Source organism: Paenibacillus sp. FSL H3-0286, assembly GCF_045040705.1.
Taxonomy (GTDB): Bacteria; Bacillota; Bacilli; order Paenibacillales; family Paenibacillaceae; genus Paenibacillus_AQ; species Paenibacillus_AQ odorifer.
In genome coordinates, this window is the sequence record NZ_CP150285.1 from 2,315,269 (window position 1) to 2,340,753 (window position 25,485).

The 25,485-nt window shown below is 44.0% G+C and carries 27 protein-coding genes and 1 tRNA gene; 21 read left to right on the forward strand and 7 right to left on the reverse strand.

Annotated features, from left to right (window positions below; genetic code table 11):
- Window positions 1-158 precede the first annotated feature (158 nt).
- Window positions 159-1,874: an ABC transporter ATP-binding protein gene (locus tag MHB37_RS09850; protein ID WP_076125049.1), complete on the reverse strand. Its 1,716-nt coding sequence runs from the start codon at window positions 1,872-1,874 to the stop codon at window positions 159-161.
- A 286-nt stretch (window positions 1,875-2,160) separates the two neighbouring features.
- On the opposite strand from MHB37_RS09850, the gene MHB37_RS09855 reads away from it, so the two are divergent.
- A complete protein-coding gene (locus MHB37_RS09855; RefSeq protein WP_248549329.1) occupies window positions 2,161-3,339 on the forward strand; it encodes an MFS transporter in 1,179 nt (392 codons plus the stop codon).
- A gap of 92 nt (window positions 3,340-3,431) precedes the next feature.
- Here MHB37_RS09855 and MHB37_RS09860 read toward each other — a convergent pair whose 3' ends face one another.
- Window positions 3,432-4,193, reverse strand: a complete 762-nt coding sequence (locus MHB37_RS09860) for a methyltransferase domain-containing protein (RefSeq protein ID WP_076184332.1) — start codon at window positions 4,191-4,193, stop codon at window positions 3,432-3,434.
- Between the two features lie 237 nt (window positions 4,194-4,430).
- On the opposite strand from MHB37_RS09860, the gene MHB37_RS09865 reads away from it, so the two are divergent.
- From MHB37_RS09865 to MHB37_RS09900, 8 genes are all read left to right on the forward strand, one after another.
- Window positions 4,431-4,514: transfer RNA gene (locus MHB37_RS09865), tRNA-Leu, on the forward strand.
- A 172-nt stretch (window positions 4,515-4,686) separates the two neighbouring features.
- A complete protein-coding gene (locus MHB37_RS09870) occupies window positions 4,687-5,127 on the forward strand; it encodes an OsmC family protein (RefSeq protein ID WP_076125055.1) in 441 nt (146 codons plus the stop codon).
- A 57-nt stretch (window positions 5,128-5,184) separates the two neighbouring features.
- Entirely contained in the window at window positions 5,185-6,873 is a 1,689-nt protein-coding gene (lpdA, locus tag MHB37_RS09875; protein WP_076191305.1) for a dihydrolipoyl dehydrogenase, read from the forward strand.
- A gap of 165 nt (window positions 6,874-7,038) precedes the next feature.
- A complete protein-coding gene (locus MHB37_RS09880) occupies window positions 7,039-7,473 on the forward strand; it encodes a MarR family winged helix-turn-helix transcriptional regulator (RefSeq protein ID WP_076125059.1) in 435 nt (144 codons plus the stop codon).
- Window positions 7,474-8,004: 531 nt separating this feature from the next.
- Window positions 8,005-8,334: a PadR family transcriptional regulator gene (locus MHB37_RS09885; RefSeq protein WP_036679357.1), complete on the forward strand. Its 330-nt coding sequence runs from the start codon at window positions 8,005-8,007 to the stop codon at window positions 8,332-8,334.
- Window positions 8,331-8,888, forward strand: coding sequence for a DUF2812 domain-containing protein (locus MHB37_RS09890; protein ID WP_076125063.1), 558 nt, complete (start codon window positions 8,331-8,333; stop codon window positions 8,886-8,888). The genes MHB37_RS09885 and MHB37_RS09890 overlap by 4 nt, the downstream gene beginning before the upstream one ends.
- Before the next feature lie 205 nt (window positions 8,889-9,093).
- Window positions 9,094-12,198 (forward strand): PAS domain S-box protein, encoded by a 3,105-nt coding sequence (locus MHB37_RS09895; protein ID WP_405169191.1) that lies wholly within the window; start codon window positions 9,094-9,096, stop codon window positions 12,196-12,198.
- On the forward strand, window positions 12,195-12,680 hold the full coding sequence (locus MHB37_RS09900; RefSeq protein ID WP_405169192.1) for a NusG domain II-containing protein: 486 nt from the start codon (window positions 12,195-12,197) through the stop codon (window positions 12,678-12,680). The genes MHB37_RS09895 and MHB37_RS09900 overlap by 4 nt, the downstream gene beginning before the upstream one ends.
- On the opposite strand, the gene MHB37_RS09905 is transcribed toward MHB37_RS09900, so the two are convergent.
- From MHB37_RS09905 to MHB37_RS09915, 3 genes are read right to left on the reverse strand one after another with little or no spacing between them, the layout of a single operon-like run.
- Window positions 12,673-13,548 (reverse strand): TIGR03943 family putative permease subunit, encoded by an 876-nt coding sequence (locus MHB37_RS09905; protein WP_076191309.1) that lies wholly within the window; start codon window positions 13,546-13,548, stop codon window positions 12,673-12,675. The two genes, MHB37_RS09900 and MHB37_RS09905, sit on opposite strands and share 8 nt — an antisense overlap.
- Before the next feature lie 50 nt (window positions 13,549-13,598).
- Window positions 13,599-14,588, reverse strand: a complete 990-nt coding sequence (locus MHB37_RS09910) for a permease (protein ID WP_076191311.1) — start codon at window positions 14,586-14,588, stop codon at window positions 13,599-13,601.
- Window positions 14,585-15,613, reverse strand: coding sequence for a GTP-binding protein (locus MHB37_RS09915; protein ID WP_036679372.1), 1,029 nt, complete (start codon window positions 15,611-15,613; stop codon window positions 14,585-14,587). The genes MHB37_RS09910 and MHB37_RS09915 overlap by 4 nt, the downstream gene beginning before the upstream one ends.
- Window positions 15,614-15,816: 203 nt before the next feature.
- Between MHB37_RS09915 and rpmG the strand changes: the two genes are divergently transcribed.
- The 10 genes from rpmG (at window position 15,817) to MHB37_RS09965 (ending at window position 22,679) form a co-directional block, all read left to right on the forward strand.
- Window positions 15,817-15,966 (forward strand): 50S ribosomal protein L33, encoded by a 150-nt coding sequence (rpmG, locus tag MHB37_RS09920; protein ID WP_076098468.1) that lies wholly within the window; start codon window positions 15,817-15,819, stop codon window positions 15,964-15,966.
- 48 nt (window positions 15,967-16,014) lie between these two features.
- Window positions 16,015-17,223: a GTP-binding protein gene (locus tag MHB37_RS09925; protein ID WP_076125069.1), complete on the forward strand. Its 1,209-nt coding sequence runs from the start codon at window positions 16,015-16,017 to the stop codon at window positions 17,221-17,223.
- Window positions 17,224-17,441: 218 nt separating this feature from the next.
- Window positions 17,442-18,149, forward strand: a complete 708-nt coding sequence (locus MHB37_RS09930; protein WP_248549328.1) for a metal ABC transporter ATP-binding protein — start codon at window positions 17,442-17,444, stop codon at window positions 18,147-18,149.
- Window positions 18,095-18,961, forward strand: coding sequence for a metal ABC transporter permease (locus tag MHB37_RS09935; RefSeq protein ID WP_076125073.1), 867 nt, complete (start codon window positions 18,095-18,097; stop codon window positions 18,959-18,961). The genes MHB37_RS09930 and MHB37_RS09935 overlap by 55 nt, the downstream gene beginning before the upstream one ends.
- Window positions 18,951-20,030: a metal ABC transporter substrate-binding protein gene (locus tag MHB37_RS09940; protein WP_405169193.1), complete on the forward strand. Its 1,080-nt coding sequence runs from the start codon at window positions 18,951-18,953 to the stop codon at window positions 20,028-20,030. Before MHB37_RS09935 ends, MHB37_RS09940 begins: the two co-directional genes overlap by 11 nt.
- 26 nt (window positions 20,031-20,056) lie before the next feature.
- On the forward strand, window positions 20,057-20,326 hold the full coding sequence (gene rpsN / locus MHB37_RS09945; protein ID WP_038569786.1) for a 30S ribosomal protein S14: 270 nt from the start codon (window positions 20,057-20,059) through the stop codon (window positions 20,324-20,326).
- Window positions 20,327-20,475: 149 nt separating this feature from the next.
- On the forward strand, window positions 20,476-20,910 hold the full coding sequence (locus MHB37_RS09950; RefSeq protein ID WP_340012285.1) for a DUF6157 family protein: 435 nt from the start codon (window positions 20,476-20,478) through the stop codon (window positions 20,908-20,910).
- A complete protein-coding gene (locus MHB37_RS09955) occupies window positions 20,888-21,658 on the forward strand; it encodes a GNAT family N-acetyltransferase (RefSeq protein ID WP_405169194.1) in 771 nt (256 codons plus the stop codon). Before MHB37_RS09950 ends, MHB37_RS09955 begins: the two co-directional genes overlap by 23 nt.
- A 16-nt stretch (window positions 21,659-21,674) precedes the next feature.
- Entirely contained in the window at window positions 21,675-22,040 is a 366-nt protein-coding gene (locus MHB37_RS09960) for a hypothetical protein (protein ID WP_076125079.1), read from the forward strand.
- A gap of 3 nt (window positions 22,041-22,043) precedes the next feature.
- Window positions 22,044-22,679 carry a bifunctional 2-polyprenyl-6-hydroxyphenol methylase/3-demethylubiquinol 3-O-methyltransferase UbiG gene (locus MHB37_RS09965; protein ID WP_076125081.1) on the forward strand — a complete coding sequence of 212 codons (636 nt, stop codon included), beginning with the start codon at window positions 22,044-22,046 and terminating at the stop codon, window positions 22,677-22,679.
- Between the two features lie 112 nt (window positions 22,680-22,791).
- Here MHB37_RS09965 and MHB37_RS09970 read toward each other — a convergent pair whose 3' ends face one another.
- Window positions 22,792-23,595 carry an MBL fold metallo-hydrolase gene (locus tag MHB37_RS09970; protein ID WP_076184343.1) on the reverse strand — a complete coding sequence of 268 codons (804 nt, stop codon included), beginning with the start codon at window positions 23,593-23,595 and terminating at the stop codon, window positions 22,792-22,794.
- Window positions 23,596-23,746: 151 nt separating this feature from the next.
- Window positions 23,747-24,331, reverse strand: a complete 585-nt coding sequence (locus tag MHB37_RS09975) for a helix-turn-helix transcriptional regulator (protein ID WP_036679391.1) — start codon at window positions 24,329-24,331, stop codon at window positions 23,747-23,749.
- 164 nt (window positions 24,332-24,495) lie between these two features.
- Here MHB37_RS09975 and MHB37_RS09980 point away from each other — a divergent pair, with 164 nt between their 5' ends.
- Window positions 24,496-24,783 carry a Dabb family protein gene (locus MHB37_RS09980; protein WP_036689213.1) on the forward strand — a complete coding sequence of 96 codons (288 nt, stop codon included), beginning with the start codon at window positions 24,496-24,498 and terminating at the stop codon, window positions 24,781-24,783.
- Window positions 24,784-24,990: 207 nt separating this feature from the next.
- Window positions 24,991-25,431 carry a DUF86 domain-containing protein gene (locus MHB37_RS09985; protein WP_076184344.1) on the forward strand — a complete coding sequence of 147 codons (441 nt, stop codon included), beginning with the start codon at window positions 24,991-24,993 and terminating at the stop codon, window positions 25,429-25,431.
- The last annotated feature ends 54 nt before the right edge of the window (window positions 25,432-25,485 follow it).

Genomic DNA, 25,485 nt, shown 5'->3' on the forward strand with positions numbered 1-25,485 from the left:
GGGTTAGAGCAATAAACCAAAGAAAATCAGGGAGGAATTCCTTAATCAAGCATCACGTTTGCTGCAAACAGAGGAGTTACGTGAAAAAGCAAGCCTAGTCGCCAAAAACATGGTGACTAGGCTTGCTTCATTTTTGCCCAGCTGTGGCAAATTACTTTTTAAAAGTTATATTGTGCCTGATGCAGACGGCTGTAAATTCCACCAGCATGGACTAATTCTTCATGTCTGCCTTGTTCAGCGATTCCTTCTTCATTCACGACCATAATCCGGTCGGCATTTTTGATCGTCGTCAAACGGTGAGCGATGACGAGTGTGGTTCTGCCTACGGACAGATCAGCCAGGGATTGCTGAATCGCGGCTTCGGTCTCTGTGTCCAGCGCGGAAGTAGCTTCATCCAGAATCAGAATCGGCGGATTCTTGAGGAACATGCGAGCGATAGCCAGGCGCTGCTTTTGTCCACCGGACAGCTTCACACCGCGCTCCCCGATGACTGTCTCCATTCCATCTGGCAGATTCTGAATGAGCTCCTCCAGATGAGCACGTCGCGCAGCTTCCCAGATTTCAGGCAGCTTTGCATCCAGTTTCCCATAGGCGATATTCTCGCGAATTGTCCCGGAGAACAGGAAAACATCCTGCTGCACGATCCCGATTTGTTTGCGCAGCGATTCCAGCTTCATGTCACGGATATCGATGCCATCAATCGTGATGGCCCCGGCTGTGACATCATAGAAGCGCGGAAGCAGGCTGCAGATTGTTGTTTTGCCTGCGCCGGACGGCCCAACAAAGGCAATGGTTTCGCCAGCCTTTACGTTAAGGCTTATATTTTGCAGAACCGGACGATTCTCTTCGTATCCAAAAGATACATCCTGGAATGTAATATCACCGCGCAAAGCGTTGATCTCCACGGCATCCGGTTTGTCACTGATGTCAGGTTCCGTGTCAATGATCTCCAGATAACGTCTGAAGCCGGCAATTCCTTTAGGATAACTTTCGATCACGGCATTGATTTTCTCGATAGGGCGGAAGAAGATATTAGACAACAAGATAAACGCCACAAATTCACCGATTTGCAGCTCGCCATTGATAAAGAACCATGCGCCGCAGATCATCACCAGGATGGTAATGAGGCGGGTCATCATATAGCTGACGGACAAGCTTCTAGCCATGATTTTATAAGCCATAAGTTTTGTTTTGCGGAACATTTGATTATCTACTGCGAATAGCTCTTGTTCATGCTGCTCATTGGCAAAAGATTGCACGACCCGAATCCCGCCGACATTATCTTCGATACGGGCATTGAAACTGCCTACATTTCCAAATAGCTGGCGATAAGTTGAAGTCATATTGCGGCCGAAGTAGATGATTACCCAAGCCATAATTGGAACGATAATAAAAGTAATAATCGCCAGCTTCAGATTAATATCAGCCATTAGGAGAAAGGCTCCGACAAGGGTCATGATTGCAATAAATACATCCTCAGGACCGTGATGCGCCACTTCGCCGATATCATTTAAGTCATTGGTGATTCTTCCGATTAGATGGCCTGTTTTATTATTATCAAAGAATCGGAACGAGAGTTTCTGAATATGGTCAAACATTTTTTTGCGCATATCAGTTTCGATATTTATGCCCAGCATATGACCCCAGTAGGTGACAATATACTGCATCACCGTATTTAAGGCGTAGATCGCCAGCAGCGCAACACAAGCGATAAGAATAAGCGGCCAATCTTGACCAGGAAGCAAATCATCAATAAATTTATTGACGGCTACCGGAAAAGCCAGTTCTAGCAGTCCCGCAAAAACAGCGCAGGAGAAATCCAATATAAATAATTTTCTATACGGACGATAGTAGGAAAAAAACCTTCGAAGCATTCTGTTCACTCTTTTCTGTGGTTTAAATATGAGTTCAAATGAAATTGATTCTCAACTACCCGATGATATGGATACTAAAGATGGTCAGCGGTTTTGTCAATAATTCGGGTATAAAATTACTTAAGGGTTGTAACTTCTAATAGAATAGTAGATGATGGTTCATAGTGTTTAAAATATTTCAAATCCTTGACAAGCTCTGTGCTTGGCGGGGTTATTTGTTTGTAATTTAGGAGGATACACGATGAAAGCTTCACAAAGCGAAGGACACATTCAGAATAATAGCTTAATGGACAGCAAATATGATCGCTGGCTGCTTGTGCTGGGAATTATTTTTATCGCTGCAGCGCTGCGGGCTCCATTTACTTCTGTGGGTCCATTAATACAATTGATTCAGGATGACCTCGGCTTATCCAATACTCTAGCAGGAGCTATTACTACTTTACCATTATTGGCTTTTGCCATCTTGTCCCCGTTTGCTCCAAAGCTGGCCCGCCGTTTTGGTTTAGCTAATGTGTTATTAGTTGCCATGGTCATGCTGGCTATGGGAATTCTAATTCGCTCGGGATCTGGAGCAGGTCTGTTGTTCACAGGTACTGCTATACTTGGATTATCCATTGCCGTGTGTAATGTACTACTTCCAGGTCTTATTAAAGGGAAGTTTCCTCACAAAATCGGGCTAATGACAGGTATCTACACGGTTTCTATGAATTTATGCGCAGCTATTGCCTCAGGAATTAGTGTACCGCTGGCAACGAATGCTGGATTCGGTTGGAGAGGGACCTTGGCCATCTGGTTTATGATCGCAGCTCTAGCAACAGTGTTCTGGATTCCGCAAATGCGTAAGCTTAATCAAGGAACCGGCTCTAAGAGTGCAGCCTCAAGCAAAAATATGTGGCGTTCATCTCTTGCTTGGAAAGTCACGATCTTTATGGGCTTACAGTCACTGCTTTATTACGTCTTTATTGCCTGGTTTTCGGTTCTCCTCGGTGAACGGGGAATGTCGTCGAGTAATGCGGGTTGGTTTCTCTCGCTCATGCAATTGGCACAGCTACCCTTTACTTTCTTCGTACCGCTGTGGGCAGGCCGGATGAAGAACCAACGTATTCTAGTTATAATCACTGCTGTTCTTTATTTCATCGCATTAGGTGGCATCTGGCAAGGCAGCGGCGCTTTAATGGCTGTCTGGGCGGTATGCTTTGGTATTGCCGGAGGATTTGCCTTCGGTCTTGCGATGATGTTCTTCAGTCTAAGAACAAGAAGCACGCAAGAAGCGGCGGAGCTGTCAGGAATGGCCCAATCTGTGGGTTATGTACTGGCAGCAATGGGACCGGCATTATTCGGCTGGCTGCATGATGTAACGAACAGCTGGACGGTGCCATTGATTTTACTGCTGGGTGCAAGTGTACTGTTGATGGTTGTCGGGCTTGGCGCTGGCAGTGATCGGTATGTTGGAGACAGAAAATAGGATCCCGTGTAAAAAAGAGTGTACTAGCGCGTATTAAGCGCCAGTGCACTCTTTTTTTGGCTATTGAACATGAGAAGTATTTCTTATCTATTCTAGCTTCGTTTGTAAGCAACAATCCGGATTCTGCGATAATCCATTACCCAGCGGCCGTCCTGATATAGCTTGGATTTCAATTTCTGTTCCATAGAAGAGAGAACTTCTGCGCGTTCGGTCGGTGTGAGCACACTTAAGATTCCATCGGCAAAAGTATTCAGCCACCGCTGAAATCCTTGCTCCAAGCCTTCCAGTGGTGTTGGCCGGTCAAAACAAAGGGCGAGGTCCACGGTCAGTCCGTGCTTCTCTAGTAGAGTTGCATACTCGCCAACGCTTGGGAAGTACCAGGGCAAATGCAGCTTATGACTACAGCCAATGGCTGCAAAAGCTTGTGGAAGGCCAGCGACGATGGAAGCAATATTGCCCAGTCCACCGAACTCGGCCACGAAACGGCCGCCTACCCGCAGGCTGGCAACAATGGACGCCGCCGCTCCGTTTGCGTCTGTTAGCCAGTGAAGGGCAGCGTTGCTGAACACAGCATCGACTGGCTGTTCCGCGACATAAGTTTGCCCATCAGCTAAGACAAAGCTTAGATGGGGATGCTTGTCACGGGCTGTCTGAATCATTTCGGCAGAGGCATCAATACCTGTCACAGTGGCGCCCTTAGCAGCAATGGCTGCCGCCAAATCCCCGGTTCCACAGCCCCAATCGATAATCTGTTCGCCTGGCTGTGGGTGAAGCAGCTCAATCAATGATTCTCCAAACTGAGACACAAAGGCCATATCAGTATCATAGGTTTGGGTATTCCACTGTTGGTTCATAAGTATTCATCCTTTCTATTGATCGATTATTCCGACATCTCCGTCATAGCGCCTTACTTTATCTATGTTGTACCATAGGAGGCTTTATAATAGAAATATATAAACTGAATAATATTGATTGGTTATACCTATGAGTCTATATGAAGCCTATTTCAATAACACAAAAACCTTGCGTTTTAAATGCAGAGGGAGTATAGTATTATGTACAGGCGGTTTTGGTCGCCAGTTACATAATATGCGGTCATGGCGGAATTGGCAGACGCGCTGGCTTCAGGTGCCAGTGGTAGCAATATCGTGGAGGTTCGAGTCCTCTTGACCGCATCCTATCAACAAAAACAGGTTTCTGATTTACCTATTCAGGTAGATTGGAAACCTGTTTTTTTATTGAATCAGGTTCGAGTTCTTCTTCGAAAAAATACTTACTTAGCTAAGTATTGATATTCATCGATTACTATGTTATTATTTTCACAATCTTAAGGAGGAGGTAATAAATATGTTAACTACTTTTAAAGCGACAGCTAAAAAACTGCCTAATGGAATGCAAGTTGAAACCAATTCTAGAGGTTTTAAGATTATTATGGACGAACCAGAGGATTTGGGGGGGACCGATGTTGGTTTGAATCCCGTCGAGGCGTTATTGTGTGCCTTTGGTGCATGTCAGTCCATTGTCGCTAGTGCCTTTGCAGACGCTAACGATTTTAGCTTCGAAGAATTTTATGTTGAACTTGAAGGAGACTTAGATCCGGATGGTTTCATGGGTCTTGCAGATGTGAGAAATGGTTTCCAAGAAATTCGTTTTGTTATGCATTTTAAAACCAACGAAAGCCAAGAAAAGGCAGATGCTTTTGCAGACTTTATCGAGAAGACATGTCCTGTTGGAGATTGTCTTGCTAACGGTGTGAAGCTGGTAAAAGCAGGCGTAGTCATTCACTAATACATTCGCTTGAGGGGGCTCTTTATGAGTTCCCTCAAGGATATGAGGAGCATAACGATGGAAATAAAAATGTCTATGATTCCAGGTGGCAAAAAGGGGAAAGCAGGCAAGATAAATGTAAATATCGGAGACAAGATATCTGCAGGAGATACCTTGGTACAGATTGAAACTGGAAAAGGCAACAGATCGATTGAAGCGGCAGAAGAGGGTATTATTATCAATATATTATTTGAAGAGGGGAGCGAGATTGCCTCAAATCAAGTCTTATTTGAAGTAAATCCGATCCAGGTGGAGGCTCCGGTCCAATCATCTGTCCCACAACCTGCAGTCGCCGTGCAACAAACTCATGCTATAAACCCTGACTTGCTTATCATTGGAGCAGGACCAGGAGGTTACGTTGCCGCTATTTATGCAGCAAAAAAAGGACTTCAGGTAGCGATGATTGAGAAAGAAGAATTAGGAGGTACCTGCTTAAATGTTGGCTGTATCCCTACAAAATCTTTAGTCAAATCATCTGAAATCTGTCATGAAATAAAAAACTCCTCTTTGTTTGGTATAACAACAGGATCTGATCTTCAAGTGGATATGAAGCAGGTTATTCGTCGTAAAAATGAAGTCAAAGAGAAATTGGTCTCCGGCGTTGGTTATTTAATGGAAAAAAACGGTGTTCAGGTTGTTCGCGGCCACGCTTCGTTCCTATCGGCGCATGAAGTGAAGGTAACCGGCGAAAATAGTTACCATATTTCAGCAAAAAATATCATTGTGGCAACAGGCTCGAGGATTTCCAAGGTGAATATCCCAGGAATTGATCTGCCATTTGTAATGAACAGTACTGAAGCGCTCGCCTGCGAAGAGTTACCAAAGGTAATAACTATCATCGGTGGTGGGGTTATCGGCATGGAATTCGCCTTCATTTACCGTAACCTAGGAGTTGAAGTTCATGTTGTAGAATTTATGGACCGTCTGCTAACGATGCTGGACAGTGATATTTCGGTAGAAATTATGTGTTTAGCTCAGCAGGCTGGGATTCATATTCACACCAACTCCAAAGTTTCCAAAATCCAACGTGCGGATGATGGTCAGGCGATTGTAACCTATGAGAATAGTGAGGGTGAGCATCTGCTAGTTAGTGAAAAAGTATTGGTCGCTATTGGACGCGAGCCTAACCTAGAGGGTCTGGATATCGAAAAAGCAGGTATTCAACTAAATGAACGTGGTAAAGGTATTGCCGTTGATAAACAAATGCGTACGAATGTAGAAAATGTGTATGCGATTGGCGATGTAACTAACATTATTCAGCTTGCTCATGTTGCTTCACATCAGGGCATTACGGCTGTAAACACCTTACTCGGTGAATCCCAAGATATGCATTATTCCGCGGTACCGAATGTAATTTTCACCTCTCCAGAGATTGCCAGCGTCGGGCTGTTGGAAGATGAATGTAAGGAGAATGGGCTGGACTATCGTGTGAGTAAGGTATCTTTTGCAAGTAACGGAAAAGCATTGACAATGAATGAACCGGAAGGTTTTATCAAATTAATCAAAGATAATGGCTCCGGACAGATTGTGGGAGGGTCTATCATTGGTCCCGATGCGTCTTCTCTGATTAGTAGTCTTACACTTGCGATTGCCAATGGGCTTACGGAACAACAGATTACACAGACAATCTTTGCCCATCCAACTACTGGGGAAGTAATTCATGAAGCTGCATTCGGTTTAGGAATTGGGGCGTTGCATCAAGGATAAGTTGTTCTAAGTATCTCGGGAGATGGATCCTGCTGCAGCCTAAATAAATGAACTATGTGATCACTTGAAAAGTATGTTCAGCTTCCTTAATATATTTTGCTATAATAAATTAGAAAAGAGTTGATTATTTTAAGATAAAACAGTTGGGATTGGTTGGTGTAAACAGTGTTTAATTTAGATGACTGTATGGCCTTTATTGCAAACCGTAGTGCAAAAATATTCGCGGAAGCCTTGGAAAAGGAATTTCGGCCGTATAATATGACCCGGAGCCAATGGATTGCGATGTATTACATCTATACCAGTGAATCCATTACCCAGAGAGAACTAGCAGATAAAATGTCTATAAAAGAGCCCAGCGTAGTCAGGCTGCTTCAAAAATTAGAATCTGAGGGTTTCTTGCATCGCTCTGGCACCCATGCGGATAAGCGAGTCAAGCAGTTGGAATTGTCAGATAAGGGAGTACAGATCTATCTCGATTTACTGCCGGTTGCCGAAAAGTTTAAAGATGATACGATCACCAATATTTCCGAACAGGATCTTCAAACGTTTAAAAATGTACTAGGTGTCATGGTTAAAAATGCCTCAAAAGAGAGACCATAAAAAACTATGCAGAACAAAATAAAGAATAGGTCAGGTTGGGTATGTTCCTTTTTTACATATCTTATCTGGCCTATTTTTTTGTATAGACTTTTGTAGTTTTAGAATCTGTACGAACAATGTCTGCTAACGGACCGTATGGCCGCTATTATTGATTTTTGGCACATTTTACAGAGGTTTCGGACTGCATAGCGCTTATTGCTAAGGAATCGTGTGAAAAGCGAGTGTTTGGAGACGAATAGCTGCATCTGAGTCCGAACGTAAGCTGAAACACGCTATTTTTCGGAAATAGCGGCATCTCAGTCCGATACTTCATAATGAGGAAGGAATAGGTGCCACGGTGGGAGTATCTAGCTGCTGAGTAGCCCCCCAACAAATCCGTCCTAGCTAAGTGCTAGGCGTTTTTTTTGTTGCGCTCATAATCGCTGCGATGAAAAAATGGGTGTTTTTGTATTGACAATTATATCGGCTTCCGTAATAATGGTATTACGGAAGCCGATATATCGACAACAGTAATAGAATGGGGATGAAATGATGCCTGAAAGCACAGAAAGAGGCGCATTAACTGAAGCTGTATTTTATATCTTATTGTCTCTATATACAGCAATGCACGGATACGCAATTATGCAGAATGTGAAGGACTTAAGTAACGGTCGGGTTGATCTGGGCGCGGGCACTTTATACGGAGCACTTAACACTTTACTGGAAAAAGGCTGGATAAAAGCAGTGGAAGGGGAGCAAGGTTCCCGTAGAAAAGAATACGAAATTACCGACTTAGGAAAGTCAGTGATTCAGGGAGAGATCATCCGTCTGGAAGAATTGATAGCCAATGGTAAGAGAATAGCTGGAGGTGAGTCCAAATGAAACATGTGGTTCGCAAACTGATTTGGGATTATGAGAAGGAAGAAAAGTGGCTTAATGAAATGTCTGCGAAGGGGATGGCTCTATCAGAATTATCCTGGTGCAAATATGTGTTTACAGAGACCCCCAATAATGAGTACACGTATAGAATTGAGCTTTTAGATAACTTGCCGGATCATCCGGATAGCATCAAATATCTCAAGTTTTTAGAGGAAAACGGTATAGATTGTGTGAGTACTTACATGCGCTGGGTTTACCTTAGAAAGAAGTCAGTGGAAGGTCCGTTTGATATTTACACAGATCTGGAATCCAGAATAAAACACTATAAGCGAATCAACAGGTTATGGAAATCTGTAATGTGGCTAGAGTTGATTTTAGGCCTATTTAATGTGATGATTGGTGTAATAAATTATTCTTTTTCATCACAGAATCTCAGCATGGTAAACGTAATAATGGGCGGAATGTTGATTTTGTTAGGTCTTGTTTTTTTAATTATTGGTGCACCTATCCGTAAGAAAATTAAGAAGCTTCAGCTGGAAAATTTGATAATAGAATAGGACTTTAGAGTTGTAACATGCACACACGGCAAGTTTCCTTTTCAGAGGGAGACTTGCTGTTTATTTTTGCGGAGTTTTACTGCGAAAGTTACCAGTCTATCATTTAGGACTCAACTATCAAGCTTATTTACCGAAAAAAAGGTATACTGAAATTATTACAAGTTTGTTAATATAGTCCCCCATTTTCAAAAGAGGAGGCTTACAGGTGTCTGATTTTCTTTTTAAACAGCTATACTTACGGTCTTCTATCGGGATTGCGGTAGTCTCTCCGAAGGACGGGACGTTATTACAATCGAATCCTGCGCTATGCCAAATGTTTGGTTATGCAGAAGAAGATCTTTTGAATATAAATTATCTGGATCTTGTGTATCCGGAAGATAAAACTAATAACGATCATTCCGTTATCCTGAACGATTTGCTAGCTGAGCCTGGGACTGCATTGGAGAAAGAACGGCGGTTCTTGCGTAAGGATGGAGAAATCATCTGGGTAGCCCAACATATATTTTTAATCTATCAGGAGAATTCCAGTGAACCCTATGTCCTGATTTCTGAGTTAACGGATATCACTGACCGAAAACTTGCTGAACAAAAGATTCATGAAGATGAGCAGTTATATAATTTGATTACGAAAAATACACCGGATATGATTTCTTTTGGCGATCCTGACGGGACACTGCACTACGTATCTCCCTCAGTGGAGCTGCTATTAGGTTATTCTGCACAAGAAATGATAGGTACCAAAAGACCCGAGTATTATCACGTAGATGATGCTCTAGAGATGATTGAACAAGGTAAGATATATTCCGATACGGACGTATTTACTCGTAGAGCCCGTCATAAAGATGGACATTATTTGTGGATAGAGAGTTCTTCCCAAGTGGTACGTGATGAGCAGGGGAACGTTAAACAGATATTAACCATTGGTCGCGATATTACTCAGCGCAAGAAATACGAGGATATGCTGGCTAAAGCGCAACACCTTGCGAAGATGGGATCCTGGGAATGGGACATGACAAAATCACGGCTGACGGTTTCCAGAGAGATGCGTAATATTTTTGGCTTTTTGGAAGATGAGAGCAATCATTCTTATTTTGATTACAGACGTGTTTTTGCTTGCATTGATCCTGACGATTTCATCAGACTTGAACGGTTAGTACATCAATCCATGGAGAATGGGACTAATGGCGAAGTAACGGTCCGTATTCATAGTGCGGATGGAGAACTGAAATTTCTGGATGCGCACTGGGAAGTGATTACGGATGAAGAAGGAAGACTGCTGCAGATCAGCGGGATAGCCCAGGATGTCACCGAACGTCAACGAATGGAAGAACAACTGCGGGAAAGTGAGCAGAACTATCGTCTGATCTCAGAAAATTCTATGGACTTCATTTCACGTAATGCAGCGGACGGGAGCTTTACCTATCTGTATGCCTCACCCATCTGCCAGACTATGTTTGGCTATGCACCAGAAGAAATGTGCGGAACTAGAGGGATTGATTACATACATCCGGAGGACAGAATCAAATTAACTTCATATCTCAGCAATTGTATGGAGGGGAAGAAGCTTGAGCCTGTTATTCTCCGGTTTATTTGCAAAGACGGAACCTGTATTTGGACAGAAACGACACTGCGGTATATTTACTCTGAGACCTGCGGGAATCAAGAGCTTGTCTGTGTAACCCGCGACATTGGGGAACGTACGCGTCATTTTGAAGAAATACAGAAATTAAGTAACGAGTATGCGCTGATCTTGAATTCGGTCTCTGAGGGCATATTTGGGATGAACCTTGAAGGCAACACGATGTTCATTAATCCAGCAGCCATTACTATGTTGGGTTTCGATCCTACTGAGTGGGGAAACAGCAAATTTCATGCGATTCACCAAACCTGGCTGGATAACGAGTCTTTTACAGGAATTCAGAAGAAGCTGCTTCCTTCGCGCTCCAATAATCTCACTATTGAAGATAGGGAGGGTGTGTTTTGGAGGCAGGATGGTTCAAGCTTTTTAGTCAGATATCGAATGACCCCACTGTTTGATGGTGATGAACGGATTGGGGCGGTTGTCGTCTTTCGTGATATCACGGAGGAGAAGGAGATTGTGCGGGCGAAGGAGTCTGCCGAGGAAGCCGACCGGGCAAAATCGGAGTTCCTAGCGATCATGAGCCATGAGCTGCGTACGCCTATGAACGGTATTATTGGGATGGCTGATCTTTTATCTGGGACGGAGCTGGATGAAGAGCAAAGCTACTACACACAGATCATTAACAAAAGCGGAGAGGCATTGCTTCATATTCTGAATGAAGTGCTGGATTTCAGCAAAATTGAAGCAGGCATGATGACGCTTGAACTGCAAATGGTGGATTTGCATGAAGTGATACAGAACGTTTGTGAACTGTTTTATCCGAAGGTTAAGGAAAAAGGGCTTTTACTTACTAGCGAGTTATCTCCTGAGCTTCCAGCCGTCATCATGACTGATGGGGCGAGATTGCGTCAAATTCTCGTAAATCTGGTTGGGAACGCAGTGAAATTTACGGAGACAGGTGAAATCAGTATCTCTGTTATGCTAGAAGCCTCAGAGGCATCCGGAAATCTTATCGTGAAATTTGTCGTAAAAGATACTGGGTTGGGGATTCCAGTTTCCAGCCAAGGTCTATTATTTCAATCCTTCTCGCAATTGCATCCGTCGATCAATCGTAAATATGGCGGAACAGGACTTGGCCTTGCCATTAGTAAAAAGCTGGCCGAGCTTCTTGGCGGATCTATCGGTGTAAATAGCTGTGAGAATGAAGGCTCGGAGTTTTATTTTACAGTGGAGGTTTCTCTACCCAAAGAGGAATGGGATCAGAAATTGACCGTCAACGCCTCAACGGATTTGGTCAGAAATGATAAATCCACTGTTAAAGAGTTAACTACCGGTGAATATGGACCGATGTCCATTCTTATTGCTGAAGATCATCCTGTGAATCAGCAGCTTATGCAGGCGTATCTGAAAAAGAGGGGATATGTTCCTGACATCGCCTTAAATGGTGAGGAAGCAGTTCGGGCTGTGCTTTCCAATCATTATGATCTGGTATTTATGGATATTCAGATGCCTATTATGGATGGAATAGAAGCAACAGGAATCATACGTGAGAAGCTTGGGCTGAATCCAATCATCATTGCGGCTACAGCCTTTGCCAGAGATGAAGATAAGATGATGTGTCTTAGTGCTGGAATGCAGGATTTCATTTCTAAACCCATCTCGATAAAAGAGCTCGACCGGGTGTTAAGAGAGTGGTCTGCCCAAATTCGTTTAGGTGAGCATCATTGACAAATAAGGTTATGATTAATATATTGATATTAATCGTAATCATTACGTATATTATTTGTCATGAAAGGATTCTTATCTTGCTAACAATGAAGCGCGGGGATATTTTAATTATTGTGATAGCCTTGTTAGCTGCGGGCTTGATTTATGGCATGAAGTGGTGGGACAGCAGCAATGAGCAGTATCAGCAAGGGGATTTGAAAGCTATAATTACGGTGGACGGTAAAGAGTACAAAACCGTTTCTTTGACTAAAGAAGAACAAATTATAGATATTCAAACGAAATTCGGCCACAATACACTAAAGGTGTTTGATTATGGAATCCAAATGACCTATTCTGATGCTCCCTTAAGAATTGCTTTGGAAATGGGGTTCATCTCAAGACCCAAACAGCAAATTATCTGTATTCCAGCTCGTATTATGGTAGAAGTATTTAATCCTAATAAGTCTGAGAATGATGAGGATGAGCTAGATGCGATTATTTAGTAATCTTAGTTGAGCCTTCTAGCTCCTTCCATGCGGTGATAGAGTCAGGACTGGTGTAGATGTAAGGTGTTACGGGTTGTTTGATAGGTGTAATAGACTCTGCACTAATTTGCATAATTTCTTGACCTTTATAGGGAACAACTTGAAGCTTGCCCCGGACCTCTATCCAGGTATCGGTAGGCAGGCTTTTTAGCTTGCCGGAATCCACTAATATCCCAAAAGGTGTAGCATCGGCAGTACAGCATTGGACCAGAAATCTACCTATGGCAAAAGAATTCTCTGAATGTTCACCTTGATCACGATATAAAAAGCCGGAAATAGTAATTTCTTTGCCTGCAAATTGTTGTTTGTACAGCTCAAGCGCACCTAAAGTTTCGGAGAAAATCGCCGAATAAACTGGGACCACAGGTTGTGCATAAAGGATCTTGGCCAGCTCAGTAAGCTCTTCATGGTAAGGATCAATGGACTCGAATCTCGCGGAATTTTTAGCTTCAGTGGGCAAGGAGGATAGGGAGATTCCTTTTTTAGCAGCAGCCATACTTCCCAATGCGCGATCAGGAAGAAGAAATCCGAGCAGCAGTGGAAAAAGGAATAATCCATATAGCGCTGTACTTTTGAAAAAAGAATGTGGGAGCCGATGCTCACAGTCACAGAGAACACTACCTTTGCCAAATAAAGCCTGTATGGTCAGACTGAGCGCCATAAGTGTCAGCGGGATTGGGCATAATTGAACCCAGCGTGCCAGTTTAGGAGCTACATAATAATGCAAAGCGTCCTGCTGTACCAGATGCCCGATATAGAGGGCGAAAGCGAGCAGAATGACCGCCCTTAACAAATAGTGAAACCGGATGCTACGAGAGTCATTCATGCTCTATCCTCCTACCCATGTTGTAAGCAACAGCTTACCACCTCTATGAATTACAGCCACAAGGACATGAATACCGCCCCAACAAACACGCTTGCGAAGATCAGAAAGAACAAATAAAGAGCGAATTTGGTCTTAAACAGTGAGAGCAACATCAATGAATTTTTGAAATCCAGCATGGGTCCGAATACCATAAAAGCGAGCAGAGCCCCAGATGGAAAAGAATGTACGAAGGTGGAAGCTACAAAGGCATCTGAGGTGGAGCAGAGCGAGAGCACAAATGCCAGTCCCATCATGAAGAAATATGACCCCAGCGGCTTAGCTCCGATCGCGGCCAGACTGTCTTGAACCATAAATGTCTGAATACCAGCGGTTAACAAGCAGCCGATCATTAAATATTTCCCCATCTCAAAAAACTCATCTGAGGTATGGACGAAGACAGCGGCTATTTTTCCCCCGCGAGAATTATTCTGATGAGCTTCCCCCGTTTCACGCTGAACATTTAGGCGGATGGGAGATTTTTTGACCGTTGCGTAGATTATCAAGCCTATGAGACAGGCTACAACAAACGCCAGACCCATACGGGCATAGGCCAGCTCCGAGTGGCTGCGAAATGCTGTCATGGTTGCCCCATAGACGACAGGATTTAGGATCGGTCCGGACAAAATAAAGACGATAGCCACGTAAACAGGCATACCTTTATGGATAAGCCGGCGGACGAGTGGGATCATTCCACATTCGCAGACCGGGAAAATAATTCCGAGCAGACATGCGAACAGAATGGCCGGAAGAGGTCGCCGCGGAATCCACCGGGAAATCATTTCATCCGGGATAAAGACGCGAAGCAGTGAAGATAACAATGCTCCTGCTAATACAAACGGCAAGGCTTCCAGCAATATGCCGATAAAAGCGGTTTTGAAGGTGTCGATGTACGCATTATCCAGCAGTTCCAGATGATTCGGCAGCCATACAAAACCAATGATAATCAGGAACGAGATCGGGAGGAGCAACGGCAGTATTTTTAATGGTGAAAAGGTAGTCAAAACTCGAATAAGGCGGACCACCGATCTGCCAGCTGTTCTTCATCTATATTCATCCCGATGAACACTACATAAGGCATACCAGGATAACGAGAGGCTTCCCAGGTAGTACGCATCCCCGCATATTGAACAAGCTGAACCGGCTCCTGTTCGGACAAAAGAATATGCCCCTTGGCACGTAATAGGTTGTCACCCCATTCTTGGAAGAAGGCCTCTAGGCGTTCTTTAGAAGGCATAGTTGTCCTTACCTGCGGAATGGTTAACGTGATGGCTGTTACCTGCGAGAAAGAAGCATGCTGCTCCTCATGCAGCTCTTTTACAGCGGTTCCCCCATGCTCTGAATGCATTTGTTTCAATGATGCTCCTTTGAAGGTTTGAGGCGCTCGCTGTGGAGCCGGAGCTATGATTTTACGTGGGATAATTCCTGACAATATCGGAGAGAGGTTGATTTCGCTGTAATGGGTGTATACAATTTCAGCCTCCGTATTTTGTTTACGAACTCCCTTTTCAATTCGCCATAAGGTTTCCGGTTCTACGAGATCACTTTTATTAACGACAATAAGATCAGCTGTGGAAAGCTGCTTACGCAGGGTCCGAACGAGCTGTTTGTCAGAGGAGAGTCTGCTGTTATATTCCAGAGCATTTTCCGCATCTAACAGAGTGATGGTATAGTGCAGCTCCACCAGATCCTGTAGAGGAGTTTCCTGCAACGTTTTGGCGATTTCTTCAGGATCGGCGACGCCGGTCAACTCCATATAAATGGCATCTGGACGTCCTCTCAGCAGCACCATCAGGCTATCTGCCAAATCCTCTTTACGGCTACAACATACGCATCCGTCCAGCAGTTTAGTTACAGCTGTACCGGTATGCTCCTGCAAAATATACCCGTCCACATCTCGTTTGCCCAGTTCATTCATTACTACTCCTGGATTCAGCCCTCTTACCTTGCTCTCTTTCAGCAGGGACAACAGCAGAGTTGTCTTCCCGCTCCCCAGAAACCCGCTCAAAATAATTACTGGTATCTTCATGATCTCCACTCCTGCCTGATTCTCTAGGAATTACAAGAATCATATTTTTTATAATTCCATCTATACGTAATTTGTCCACCAGAAAGACCACAAAATTAAGAGAGTTGAAATTTTTACAAGATCATAGTTGACAGATTGTGAATAAACCGTGTACGATGTGTTAATCGTAATTATTACGATTTAATCAAAAGGAGATGGAAATGATGAGAGTAATCATTACTCTGGCATGTACGGAGACAGGAGATCGCAACTATACCACTACCAAGAATAAACGAAATCATCCAGGGCGTATGGAAATGAAAAAATATTGTCCACGCCTAAAGAGAGTAACCTTACATCGCGAAACCCGTTAAGGGCGGATGTTTTTAATCTTGATTTTATAAACGATAGGAGTGGTATAGTTGAAAAAGCTCCCTGTTACCGTGCTCAGTGGATATTTGGGCTCTGGGAAAACAACATTGTTGAATCATATTCTGCACAACCGTGACGGTCTTAAAGTAGCTGTTATTGTAAATGACATGAGTGAAGTGAATGTGGATGCGAATCTGGTGAAGTCCGGAAATACGCTTTCCAGGACTGAAGAGAAATTGGTTGAGATGTCCAATGGTTGCATCTGTTGTACACTTCGTGATGATTTGATTGTCGAAGTACAAAAACTGGCTGCGGAAGGGCGATTTGATTACATCCTGATTGAATCCTCAGGCATTAGCGAACCTGTACCAGTAGCACAGACCTTTACCTATGCCAATCCCGAGTTGGATATTGATCTGACTTCGCTTGCTCAATTAGACACGATGGTGACTGTTGTGGATGCTGGGCGTTTCTGGCATGACTTCTCCTCAGGTGATAGTCTGATGGACCGCAACCAAACGGCTGGAGAAGGGGATTTCCGCGATATTGTGGATCTGCTTATTGATCAGATCGAAACTTGTGATGTCTTGCTGCTTAATAAGTGCGATCTGTTGAAAGAAGATGAACTCAATAAGCTTGAAGCTGTGCTGCGTAAGCTTCAGCCGTCTGCTAAGCTGATCCGTACAATTAACGGCGTAGTAGATCCAAAGGAAATTCTAAATACCGGATTGTTTGATTTTGAGAAAACAAGCTTATCCTCTGGTTGGATCGCCGAGCTGAATAAAGAGACCCATACCCCTGAGACGGAGGAATACGGGATTTCTTCTTTCGTCTATCGCCGGAGAACACCGTTCCACCCGCAAAGATTAAGTTTTTTCTTTAGCAACTGGCCGGAAGAGGTCGTTCGGGCAAAAGGGGTGGCATGGGTAGCGGCAAAAGGTGATCTTGCAGCTACTGTAAGTCAGGCAGGACCTTCCATTCAGTTCGGACCTGCTGGTTACTGGTTGGCTACAATGCCTAAGGATCAGCAGCTGGAGGTGCTGGAAAGCGAACCTGAGCTGCGGGCAAAATGGGACGAGCAGTGGGGCGATAGAATAAATGAAATCGTATTTATCGGTGTAAATATAGATCAGGCACAACTCGAAGCCAGATTGGACAGATGTCTGCTGACAGCGGAGGAGCTGAAGCAGGATTGGACAAAGTTCAACAATCCACTTCCGTGGCCTGTTGAAGAACTCCTTGCGGCTGCTGAGGAATAGATACTTAGTAAATTAACGGTGGAAATCCGGAATCCAGAAGGTGGGATTCCGGATTTTTGTTGTATTCGAAAAAGGACTAATAGTTATTATTACGATTAATTTTCAGTTTTGGGTTTACAAATCGTAATGATTACGATATTATCAAATTTGTTAAATCGTAAAACTTACGATTTAATCTGGGTTGGACATAATATCAGTCAGAAGGGAGGCGAGGCATGATGATCCTATCATCCATGCGGAATGTAGTGTTCGGGTATGGGGATGAACCTGTTCTTGATGATATCTCATTAGATATTCATACCGGACAGTTTATTGGTATAACGGGACCCAATGGTGCTGCTAAAACCACCCTGCTGAAGCTAATGCTCGGCCTGCTTCGTCCATGGAGTGGAACGGTTCAGTTGAATAAAGAGTTATCAGATAACGGAAAGATGGTTATCGGCTACGTTCCACAGCAGGTAGCTTCTTTTAACGCAGGGTTCCCAAGTAAGGTGATCGAACTGGTTCGCTCGGGTTGTTATCCAAGGCTTGGATTATTTAGACGTTTTACACCTGAGCAGGACGAGATCGTTGAGCGAAGTTTAAAGCAGGTGGATATGTGGCATTTGCGAGACCGGAAGATAGGAGAACTGTCAGGCGGCCAGAAGCAGCGGATTTGCATCGCTCGAGCATTGGCACAACAGCCGCAGATATTGGTTCTCGATGAACCTACTACGGGAATGGATCTGGACAGTCGTATTGGGTTCTATAAGCTGATGCGCCATGATGTCAGTGAACACGGCCGGACCGTAATCATGGTGACGCATGGCCTGGAAGAGACCAGCTCCTATCTGGATACGTTGATCAGCCTGGAACGAAAGGAGAATGAGGGTTGGCAATGTTTAGTTACGAATTCATGCAACGTGCATTTTGGGCCGGTGGATTAATTGGCATTATCGGTCCGCTACTCGGGGTATATCTCATGCTTCGCCGTCAGGTCCTAATGGCGGATACCCTATCTCATGTTTCGCTTGCAGGAGTAGCACTAGGCTCAATACTACAGCTTAATCCGGCACTAAGTGGCTTCATGGTAGCGATTCTCGGTGGTATTGTCATCGAACAGCTTCGACGTTCTTATCGTACATATAGCGAGCTTCCGGTAGCGATTATTATGACCTCTGGATTAGCATTGGCAGTTGTACTTATGAGCTTAAAGCAGAATTTAAGTAAAAGCTTCAGTTCCTATCTGTTTGGTTCCATCGTTGCGGTCAGCGACACTCAACTAAAGATTATCGCTGTGGTTGCTGTAATCGGTCTGATCTATTTTATTGTGTTACGCAGATCCTTATATAATCTGACCTTTGATGAAGAGACCGCTAGCATCAGTGGAGTTCATGTGGGCTGGTTATCATTTTCGTTTGCTGTACTAACTGGAATGACAGTCGCTGCTGCGATGCCAGTTGTTGGAGTGCTGTTAGTCTCAGCGCTTATTGTTTTGCCAGCTTCGATTGCTTTGCGTATAGCGTCTGGTTTTACGACAGCTATATTGATCTCAATCGGCGTAGGATTACTCGGCGTTTTTAGTGGCCTAAGTGCCTCGTATTACATCAATACACCGCCTGGTGGGACGATTGCTCTTATACTGCTATCGTTCTTATTAATCGCAATTTTGGTACAGAAGCTGATCCGACTAAGAAATCGTCGGCGAATTCATAAAACTATTTCCAGTAAAGGAGTTACACCTCTCAATGAAATTTAAAATCCATCATTTAGCCATTTTGTCCCTGTCCGCGTTACTTATTGCCGCCGGTTGCGGTAATAATGCTGTTAATTCTTCTACTACTACGAATGCTTCTGGAGCCGCAGAAGCTACTGTCCTTCCGGAGTCATCTAAATTAAATATTAAAGTCAGTTTCTATCCTATTTACGAGTTTACCAAAAATGTGGCAGGAGATCTGGCGGACGTGGAAGCACTCATACCAGCAGGAATCGAACCCCATGATTGGGAACCGACAGCAAAAGATATGGCAGAAATCTCAGATGCGGATATGCTGATCTATAATGGCGCAGGAATGGAAGGTTGGGTAGATCAGGTGCTGGAAAGTGTATCTGGCACTCCGTTAATTACTGTAGAAGCGAGCAAGGGTCTGGACATCATGGAAGGCACGGAAGAGGAAGAGGCTGACCACCACCATGAAGAAGGAGAGCATGCTCATGAAGAAGGAGAGCATGCTCATGAAGAAGGGGAGCATGCTCATGAAGAAGGAGAACATGCTCTTGAAGAGCATTCGCATGATCACGGTGGATTAGATCCGCATGTGTGGCTCAATCCTACATTAGCCATTCAAGAAGTGCATAACATTGAAGCAGCTTTAGCTGCTGCCGCACCTGAACATGCCGAGGATTTTAAGACAAATGCAGATGCTTATGTAGTTAAGCTGGAGCAACTGGATCAAGAATTTAAGGACGGTCTTAAGGATACTAAACGCAAGGATTTTATTACTCAGCATGCGGCTTTCGGATACCTTGCCAAGCAGTATGGATTAACTCAGGTCCCGATTGCCGGACTATCTCCGGAGCAGGAGCCTTCTGCCGCAAATATGAGTAAGATTGTGGAGTTTGCGAAAGAGCATAAAGTGAAGACGATTTTCTTCGAGACACTTGTATCCTCCAGTGTGGCAGACACAATAGCAAAAGAGATTGGTGCCAAAGCAGCCGTTCTAAACCCAATTGAAGGATTAACAGAGGAAGATCGCAGTCAAAACCTGGATTATTTAGGAATCATGCGTCAGAACCTGGAAGCCTTGAAGAGTGCATTGAACGAGTAGATTTAAAGGATGGAAGGAGAACGAACATGGCCAAGAAATCTAAAGTTGTGAAAGAATTGAAGAGACAAGCACTAGTCGCCAAATACGCTGTTAAAAGAAAAGAACTAAAGGAACAGGGGGACTATATGGCTTTGCAAAAGCTGCCACGTGATTCCTCCGCAACTCGTCAAAAAAATAGATGCCAAGTGTCTGGCAGACCTCGAGGCTATTTGCGGAAATTTAATGTTTCCCGAATTGTATTCCGCGAATTGGCGCATAAAGGTCAGATTCCGGGCATTACCAAGTCGAGTTGGTAAATGAGAACGGCTAATCCTCCGTAGTTTAGAGGATTGGCCGTTTTTGCTGTTCATCCATCATGGGCTTTAGAAAATTCGGCTATGCTTAGAATAGGAAAATGATTTATCATAGAAGGAATATATTTCTATTTAAGATGGAGGTGATGCAAATGAGCTATACCGATACTTTTATTCGTGTAGCAGAGGACTGTCCTGAGGAAATAGGAGTTCTTCCGATGTCTTGCCGAACGCTCCCGCCTGCACATGTGATTCAATATGAACTGTTAATCAATGAGCCCTACAAATACAATCATGAAGAACTTCTGTACGAGGTTCATGTGCGCCATAAACAAATTCCACAGGAAGAACGTTTGGCCCGTAAGGAAGAAATATGGAACGAACTATTTTCCAAAAATCATCCTTGTCTAAGGGCTTCACTGTTGCCGAAGCGTTTTGGTTGGGGTGTTCATTATAACGGTGAGGGGAAAATAGCTCTCTATGGCAAAGAGTCTCCCGAATATGACTATTTCACCTCCCAAGGGGAGGGAGCTGTGAAATTACTGCCTGCGATGCGTAACAAACGTGCTTCAAAAGGAGCGGATTAAGCTGTATAAATTCATAGAAGAAATCACACTTAATACTTGGCCGGCGGAGCAAAGCGTTCTCCTGCAGGGCTGGATTCTACGTTCGGCAGCTGGTTATACAAAAAGGGCCAATTCGGTCAATCCATTATACGGGGCTGACAGCTCTCAGGTTGAACTCACAGAACAAATCAAGCTTGCGGAGCGTTATTATGAGCATGCTGGACTACAGTCCGTGTTCAAAATAACCCCCTACATCCAGCCGCCAAAGCTTGATGAGATTCTTGCAGAGCGTGGCTATACAATTGCCGAGCCTTCATCTGTAAGGCTTCTTGATCTGGGGGACTTAGCGAGCCCCGATCTGCGTTATACGGTTCAGATACAGGAGAGCTTGACTGAAGAGTGGCTGCACACCTTCAGTGAGCTTACCGGCTTGTCTGATAAGAACCGGGAAACCTTAACTAGAATGTTGTCTGCATCACATTTGCAGCAGGGTTATGTCCTGTTGTTTAATCATGGTGTTCCTGGCACCTGCGGTCTTGGTGTGATTCAGAACGGGTACTTGGGTCTGTATGATATTGTCACTTCCCCTGCTCATCGTAGAAAGGGAATGGCGGAACAGCTGCTGCTAGCGTTGCTTAATTGGGGGAGAGCAAAGGGAGCAACAACTTCCTTTCTGCAAGTTGTGCAAGCGAATACGGGGGCTTCAGCCTTGTATGACAAGCTGGGTTTTAAGGAGATCTATCAGTATTGGTATAGAGTGAAAAACTAGCTGAGGAGGGGATGCGGTGAGAAAATTAGGATTGAATCTCCTGATCATTATTGTGTACTGTTTTCCATTTGTATATTTCGCGATGGATAAAGATTTCAATAATGGTTCAATGGTTGGTTATTTAATGATGATCGTCATAACATCACTAATAGCTTTTTTGGGAAAATGGTCTAATAATATAATTGCTATAGTCATTGGGAATATCGCTTCTGCATTTGTCTCTTATTATTTTATTAGCAACTTGTCAGGGGAAGGCGGTTGGGACGGGACGTTTTTCAAACCACTTGGACCTACAGGATCGTTTATATTTTTTAGTATGCTAAACCTGATCCCTCAGTTCCTTGCGATGAAATTAGCGAATAAATTTAAAAAGAAGGTCTAATCTATGTCCGAATACTGGAGTCGAAGATTTGCTCAGGAAGGAATGATCTGGGGGAGTGAACCTAGTCCTACAGCTCAGGCAGCAAGGGATATATTCCGGCAACATAACGTGAAATCAGTTTTAGTCCCGGGTGCGGGATACGGAAGAAATACGAAGGTGTTCTCAGATGAGTTTAAGACCTTAGGCATTGAGTTGAGCGAGGACGCGTTAAAGATGGCGGCAGAATGGGATCCCAAGAGCCATTTTATCTCAGGTTCCGTATTAGATCCTATTTCTGAAGTACAGGTTGATGCTGTCTACTGCTATGACGTATTGCATTTATTTCTCGAAGAGGATCGCCGCAGGCTCGTAGCTAATTGTCTGGAACAGCTGCGGCCGGATGGCTTGCTCTATTTTACCAGTTTTTCCGATGAGGATGCGAACAACGGCTGTGGAACACTTTTGGAACCGGGAACCTACGAATACAAAGAGGGAAAATACGCCCATTTTTTTAGTGAAGAAGATTTAAGACAACATTTTGCAGGTACGAAAATAATTACGACCGGCTCATGTGTGGAGACTTTATGTGGGCCGCTTGGAAAAAAACATCAATACATACTGAGATATATCGTCGCACGTAAATCTGCACTAAGCAAGTAATTTAGGGAGGAACTCCCTATAATTTCGTTGAATATCCGTAGAATCGGCTATATCAAATGAATTATAGGGACTTTTTCCCTAGACCTCTGTGCGCTGATCAGGAGTACCTTTTTTACACAAATTTACCTTGACCCGGTAGCGCCATTTTTTTGAAATTTTTGCACAAATGAGCAAGCTGAGTAGACAGCTCCTCACCTTCCATGGGTACTCCATGTCCCGAAAGAACAAGATGTGGATTCAGCAAGGCAAGGGTACGGACCGATTTCTCAGCAGCTTCCCAGTCTGTCGTGAAATAAGAGGGTGGGCCATGCACCACCTGATGCTGCGTAGCCACTGCAAATACGGATTCCTGTTTGACCGTAAGGAACGTATCACCTGCGATCAGAACTCTATCCTCAGGCCTGAACAGGGAGATATGTCCGGGACTATGTCCAGGGGTATGGATCCATTCCCAGCCCTTCGCACCAGGAACAGTCCTGTCTTCCGGCAAGGGATGAACGGCTGAACCAAGGTCAATGCCATGATGTGAAAATAAAGGGGAAATCATGCTCATAAGCCCGCCGCCTACGGCCGGATCGGCTGGAGGGTAGTCTTCTTTACCTGTCAGAAAAGGTAGTTCTAGCGGATGAGCATATACAGGCACATTCCATTCCTCAACAAGCCTTTTTACACCCCCAATATGGTCAAAATGCCCATGCGTCAGGATAATTGCCACCGGAGGTTTATCATAATGCTCCGTAGCAAAATCAATAATATTGCCTGTATATGAGCTAAGACCAGTATCTACAAGAACCCAATCCGAAGAGGGCTGGCCAATTAATGCGACATTTACAAACATAGTGCGAAGTCCAATGACACCAGGGGCCACTTTCCAAGTATCGGTATAGCCCTTTGACAGAATTCCGTTAAGTTTCATCTTGCGCCTCCTGACCCGTTCTTTAGTACTAGACAATATATTTACACACAGTAGTATGACCTCTTTTTAAGAAAAAAAGGTATGGCAAATAACCCTTCTCATGATTTCTTGAAGAAGGGCTGTGTTAGACGTGTTTTGTGAGAGGATTGTATTAGAGCGTTCCGCAGTCTGCAAATAGAATATGGCGTGGAATCCGAAAGAAAGCCTCGGCTTTTTCCTGCAGAGCAGGGGTCGGCAGATGGCTGTTGTGGAGCCATTTTCGAAATGTTCCAGGATGGACGCCTATCCAGATACTTACATCCGTTACTGAGAAATCGTAAACCATACAAAGTCCGGTCAGGATAACATTGCTGCGCGGTGAACTGGTAATACTTCTTTTCATAAAACGTGAAGGTGTAGGCTGACATACAATGGGGCTTTGACGAATCAACGCTTCATTGAACAGAATGTGGGGTGGGTACCCCAATAGGCGGCAGGTCTTGTCAATGTTATTGTTGGAAGGGATACGACCTTCGTATACCCAAGCGCTTACACTGCGTGAGGATATACCAAGCTCTTCTGCGAGTCGTGACAGCTTGATATCCTTAGCCATCAATACAGCAAGCAGCACACGGTTTCTAATCTGGCTGCGCTTTGGACGGCGAAATCTTTTGACTCGAACGCCTTGTCCAAGGTATTTGCGATTGATCAGAGACCACGCCTGGATATTATGAGTTTCTTGTTGGTTATTAGGCATAATTCCTCCGATTTTTTAAAAATATACTACAACACTTTCTGGTATATCGGCAATGGTTAATGCTGCTATTTCTGACAACACCGTTTAAGTTTCTTTCAGAACAGCTACGCTTATGATATATTTTTAATATCTAATTACAATATTACATTAGGGAGCGATATAGAATGATCAAACATATTGTGTTTTTCAAATTAAAAGATCGGTCCGAAGAAAGCGTAGCGGCAACGGTAGCGGTACTGCGTAATATGGAAGGTAAGATCCCGCAGCTTCTCTCCATCGAGGTGGGTGCTGACATCATTCATTCCGATCGTTCCTTTGATATTGCTCTAGTCACAGAAGTGGCTTCTCTAGAGGATTTACAGGCGTATCAGGTTCATCCGGCGCATAAAGAAGTTATTGCTCACATTAATGAAGTCAAAGAGCTCTCGATTGCTGTAGATTACGAAATTTAAGCAGCTGCTTGAATATAGTATCATCATTTTATACCGGAAGCGGTGACAGGAATGCGTGAGCTTGAGTATCCAATGGAAGCGTTAACTTATTTAGTCGTTTTTCTCGGAGCATGTTTCGTAATGTTCTTCTGGCTGAAACGCCGTGGCAAACGCGGTAAGTAGAGATTAGGACGATTCTCTAACAATTATCGACATGGGGGTATTGCTGTGTATTATGTCAACCGCAATCAAATCGAAACCATTCTTGCTCAAATCCCTGATATTACCGCTGGTCTTCGGACTGTAGCAGCTTCCTGGGATGGTACAACATTAACTGGACTAATACAGGAACGCTGCCTCCATCTGGCAATAGAGGTTGTAACAGACGTTGGTAGCTGTCTCATTGACGGGTTTATTATGCGTGATGCTGGAAGTTATGAGGATATAATTTCTATTATTCATGAAGAGAAAGTGCTAGGTCAAAGTGAAATTTATGAGAGATTGATAGAATTAGTTGCTCTGCGTAAGCCACTCGTTCAGGATTATTATGCCTGGGAGAGAGGTGATCTGCATCCACTTACCCCCATTCTTTCGGAAGTACTTGAGCAGTTTGCCGTTGAGGTACGGAAATATTTGGACCAGGAGCTTGGAGCCAGCGTACCGCTATAATAGCATAGGATAGAATCACATAGAATAGGCGATAGCCGTGAAAGAGAGGGGTTC

Excerpts from the sequence above, each read along its gene's own strand:
- MHB37_RS09860 (WP_076184332.1), bottom strand. The coding sequence starts at position 4,193 with ATGAACCAACAGTGGAATACCCAAACCTATGATACTGATATGGCCTTT.
- rpsN (WP_038569786.1), top strand. The coding sequence starts at position 20,057 with ATGGCCAAGAAATCTAAAGTTGTGAAAGAATTGAAGAGACAAGCACTA.
- MHB37_RS09890 (WP_076125063.1), top strand. The coding sequence starts at position 8,331 with ATGAAACATGTGGTTCGCAAACTGATTTGGGATTATGAGAAGGAAGAA.
- lpdA (WP_076191305.1), top strand. The coding sequence starts at position 5,185 with ATGGAAATAAAAATGTCTATGATTCCAGGTGGCAAAAAGGGGAAAGCA.
- MHB37_RS09940 (WP_405169193.1), top strand. The coding sequence starts at position 18,951 with ATGAAATTTAAAATCCATCATTTAGCCATTTTGTCCCTGTCCGCGTTA.
- MHB37_RS09885 (WP_036679357.1), top strand. The coding sequence starts at position 8,005 with ATGCCTGAAAGCACAGAAAGAGGCGCATTAACTGAAGCTGTATTTTAT.
- MHB37_RS09870 (WP_076125055.1), top strand. The coding sequence starts at position 4,687 with ATGTTAACTACTTTTAAAGCGACAGCTAAAAAACTGCCTAATGGAATG.
- MHB37_RS09970 (WP_076184343.1), bottom strand. The coding sequence starts at position 23,595 with ATGAAACTTAACGGAATTCTGTCAAAGGGCTATACCGATACTTGGAAA.
- MHB37_RS09975 (WP_036679391.1), bottom strand. The coding sequence starts at position 24,331 with ATGCCTAATAACCAACAAGAAACTCATAATATCCAGGCGTGGTCTCTG.
- MHB37_RS09930 (WP_248549328.1), top strand. The coding sequence starts at position 17,442 with ATGATCCTATCATCCATGCGGAATGTAGTGTTCGGGTATGGGGATGAA.
- MHB37_RS09915 (WP_036679372.1), bottom strand. The coding sequence starts at position 15,613 with ATGAAGATACCAGTAATTATTTTGAGCGGGTTTCTGGGGAGCGGGAAG.
- MHB37_RS09965 (WP_076125081.1), top strand. The coding sequence starts at position 22,044 with ATGTCCGAATACTGGAGTCGAAGATTTGCTCAGGAAGGAATGATCTGG.
- MHB37_RS09850 (WP_076125049.1), bottom strand. The coding sequence starts at position 1,874 with ATGCTTCGAAGGTTTTTTTCCTACTATCGTCCGTATAGAAAATTATTT.
- rpmG (WP_076098468.1), top strand. The coding sequence starts at position 15,817 with ATGAGAGTAATCATTACTCTGGCATGTACGGAGACAGGAGATCGCAAC.
- MHB37_RS09980 (WP_036689213.1), top strand. The coding sequence starts at position 24,496 with ATGATCAAACATATTGTGTTTTTCAAATTAAAAGATCGGTCCGAAGAA.
- MHB37_RS09905 (WP_076191309.1), bottom strand. The coding sequence starts at position 13,548 with ATGAATGACTCTCGTAGCATCCGGTTTCACTATTTGTTAAGGGCGGTC.
- MHB37_RS09855 (WP_248549329.1), top strand. The coding sequence starts at position 2,161 with ATGGACAGCAAATATGATCGCTGGCTGCTTGTGCTGGGAATTATTTTT.
- MHB37_RS09950 (WP_340012285.1), top strand. The coding sequence starts at position 20,476 with ATGAGCTATACCGATACTTTTATTCGTGTAGCAGAGGACTGTCCTGAG.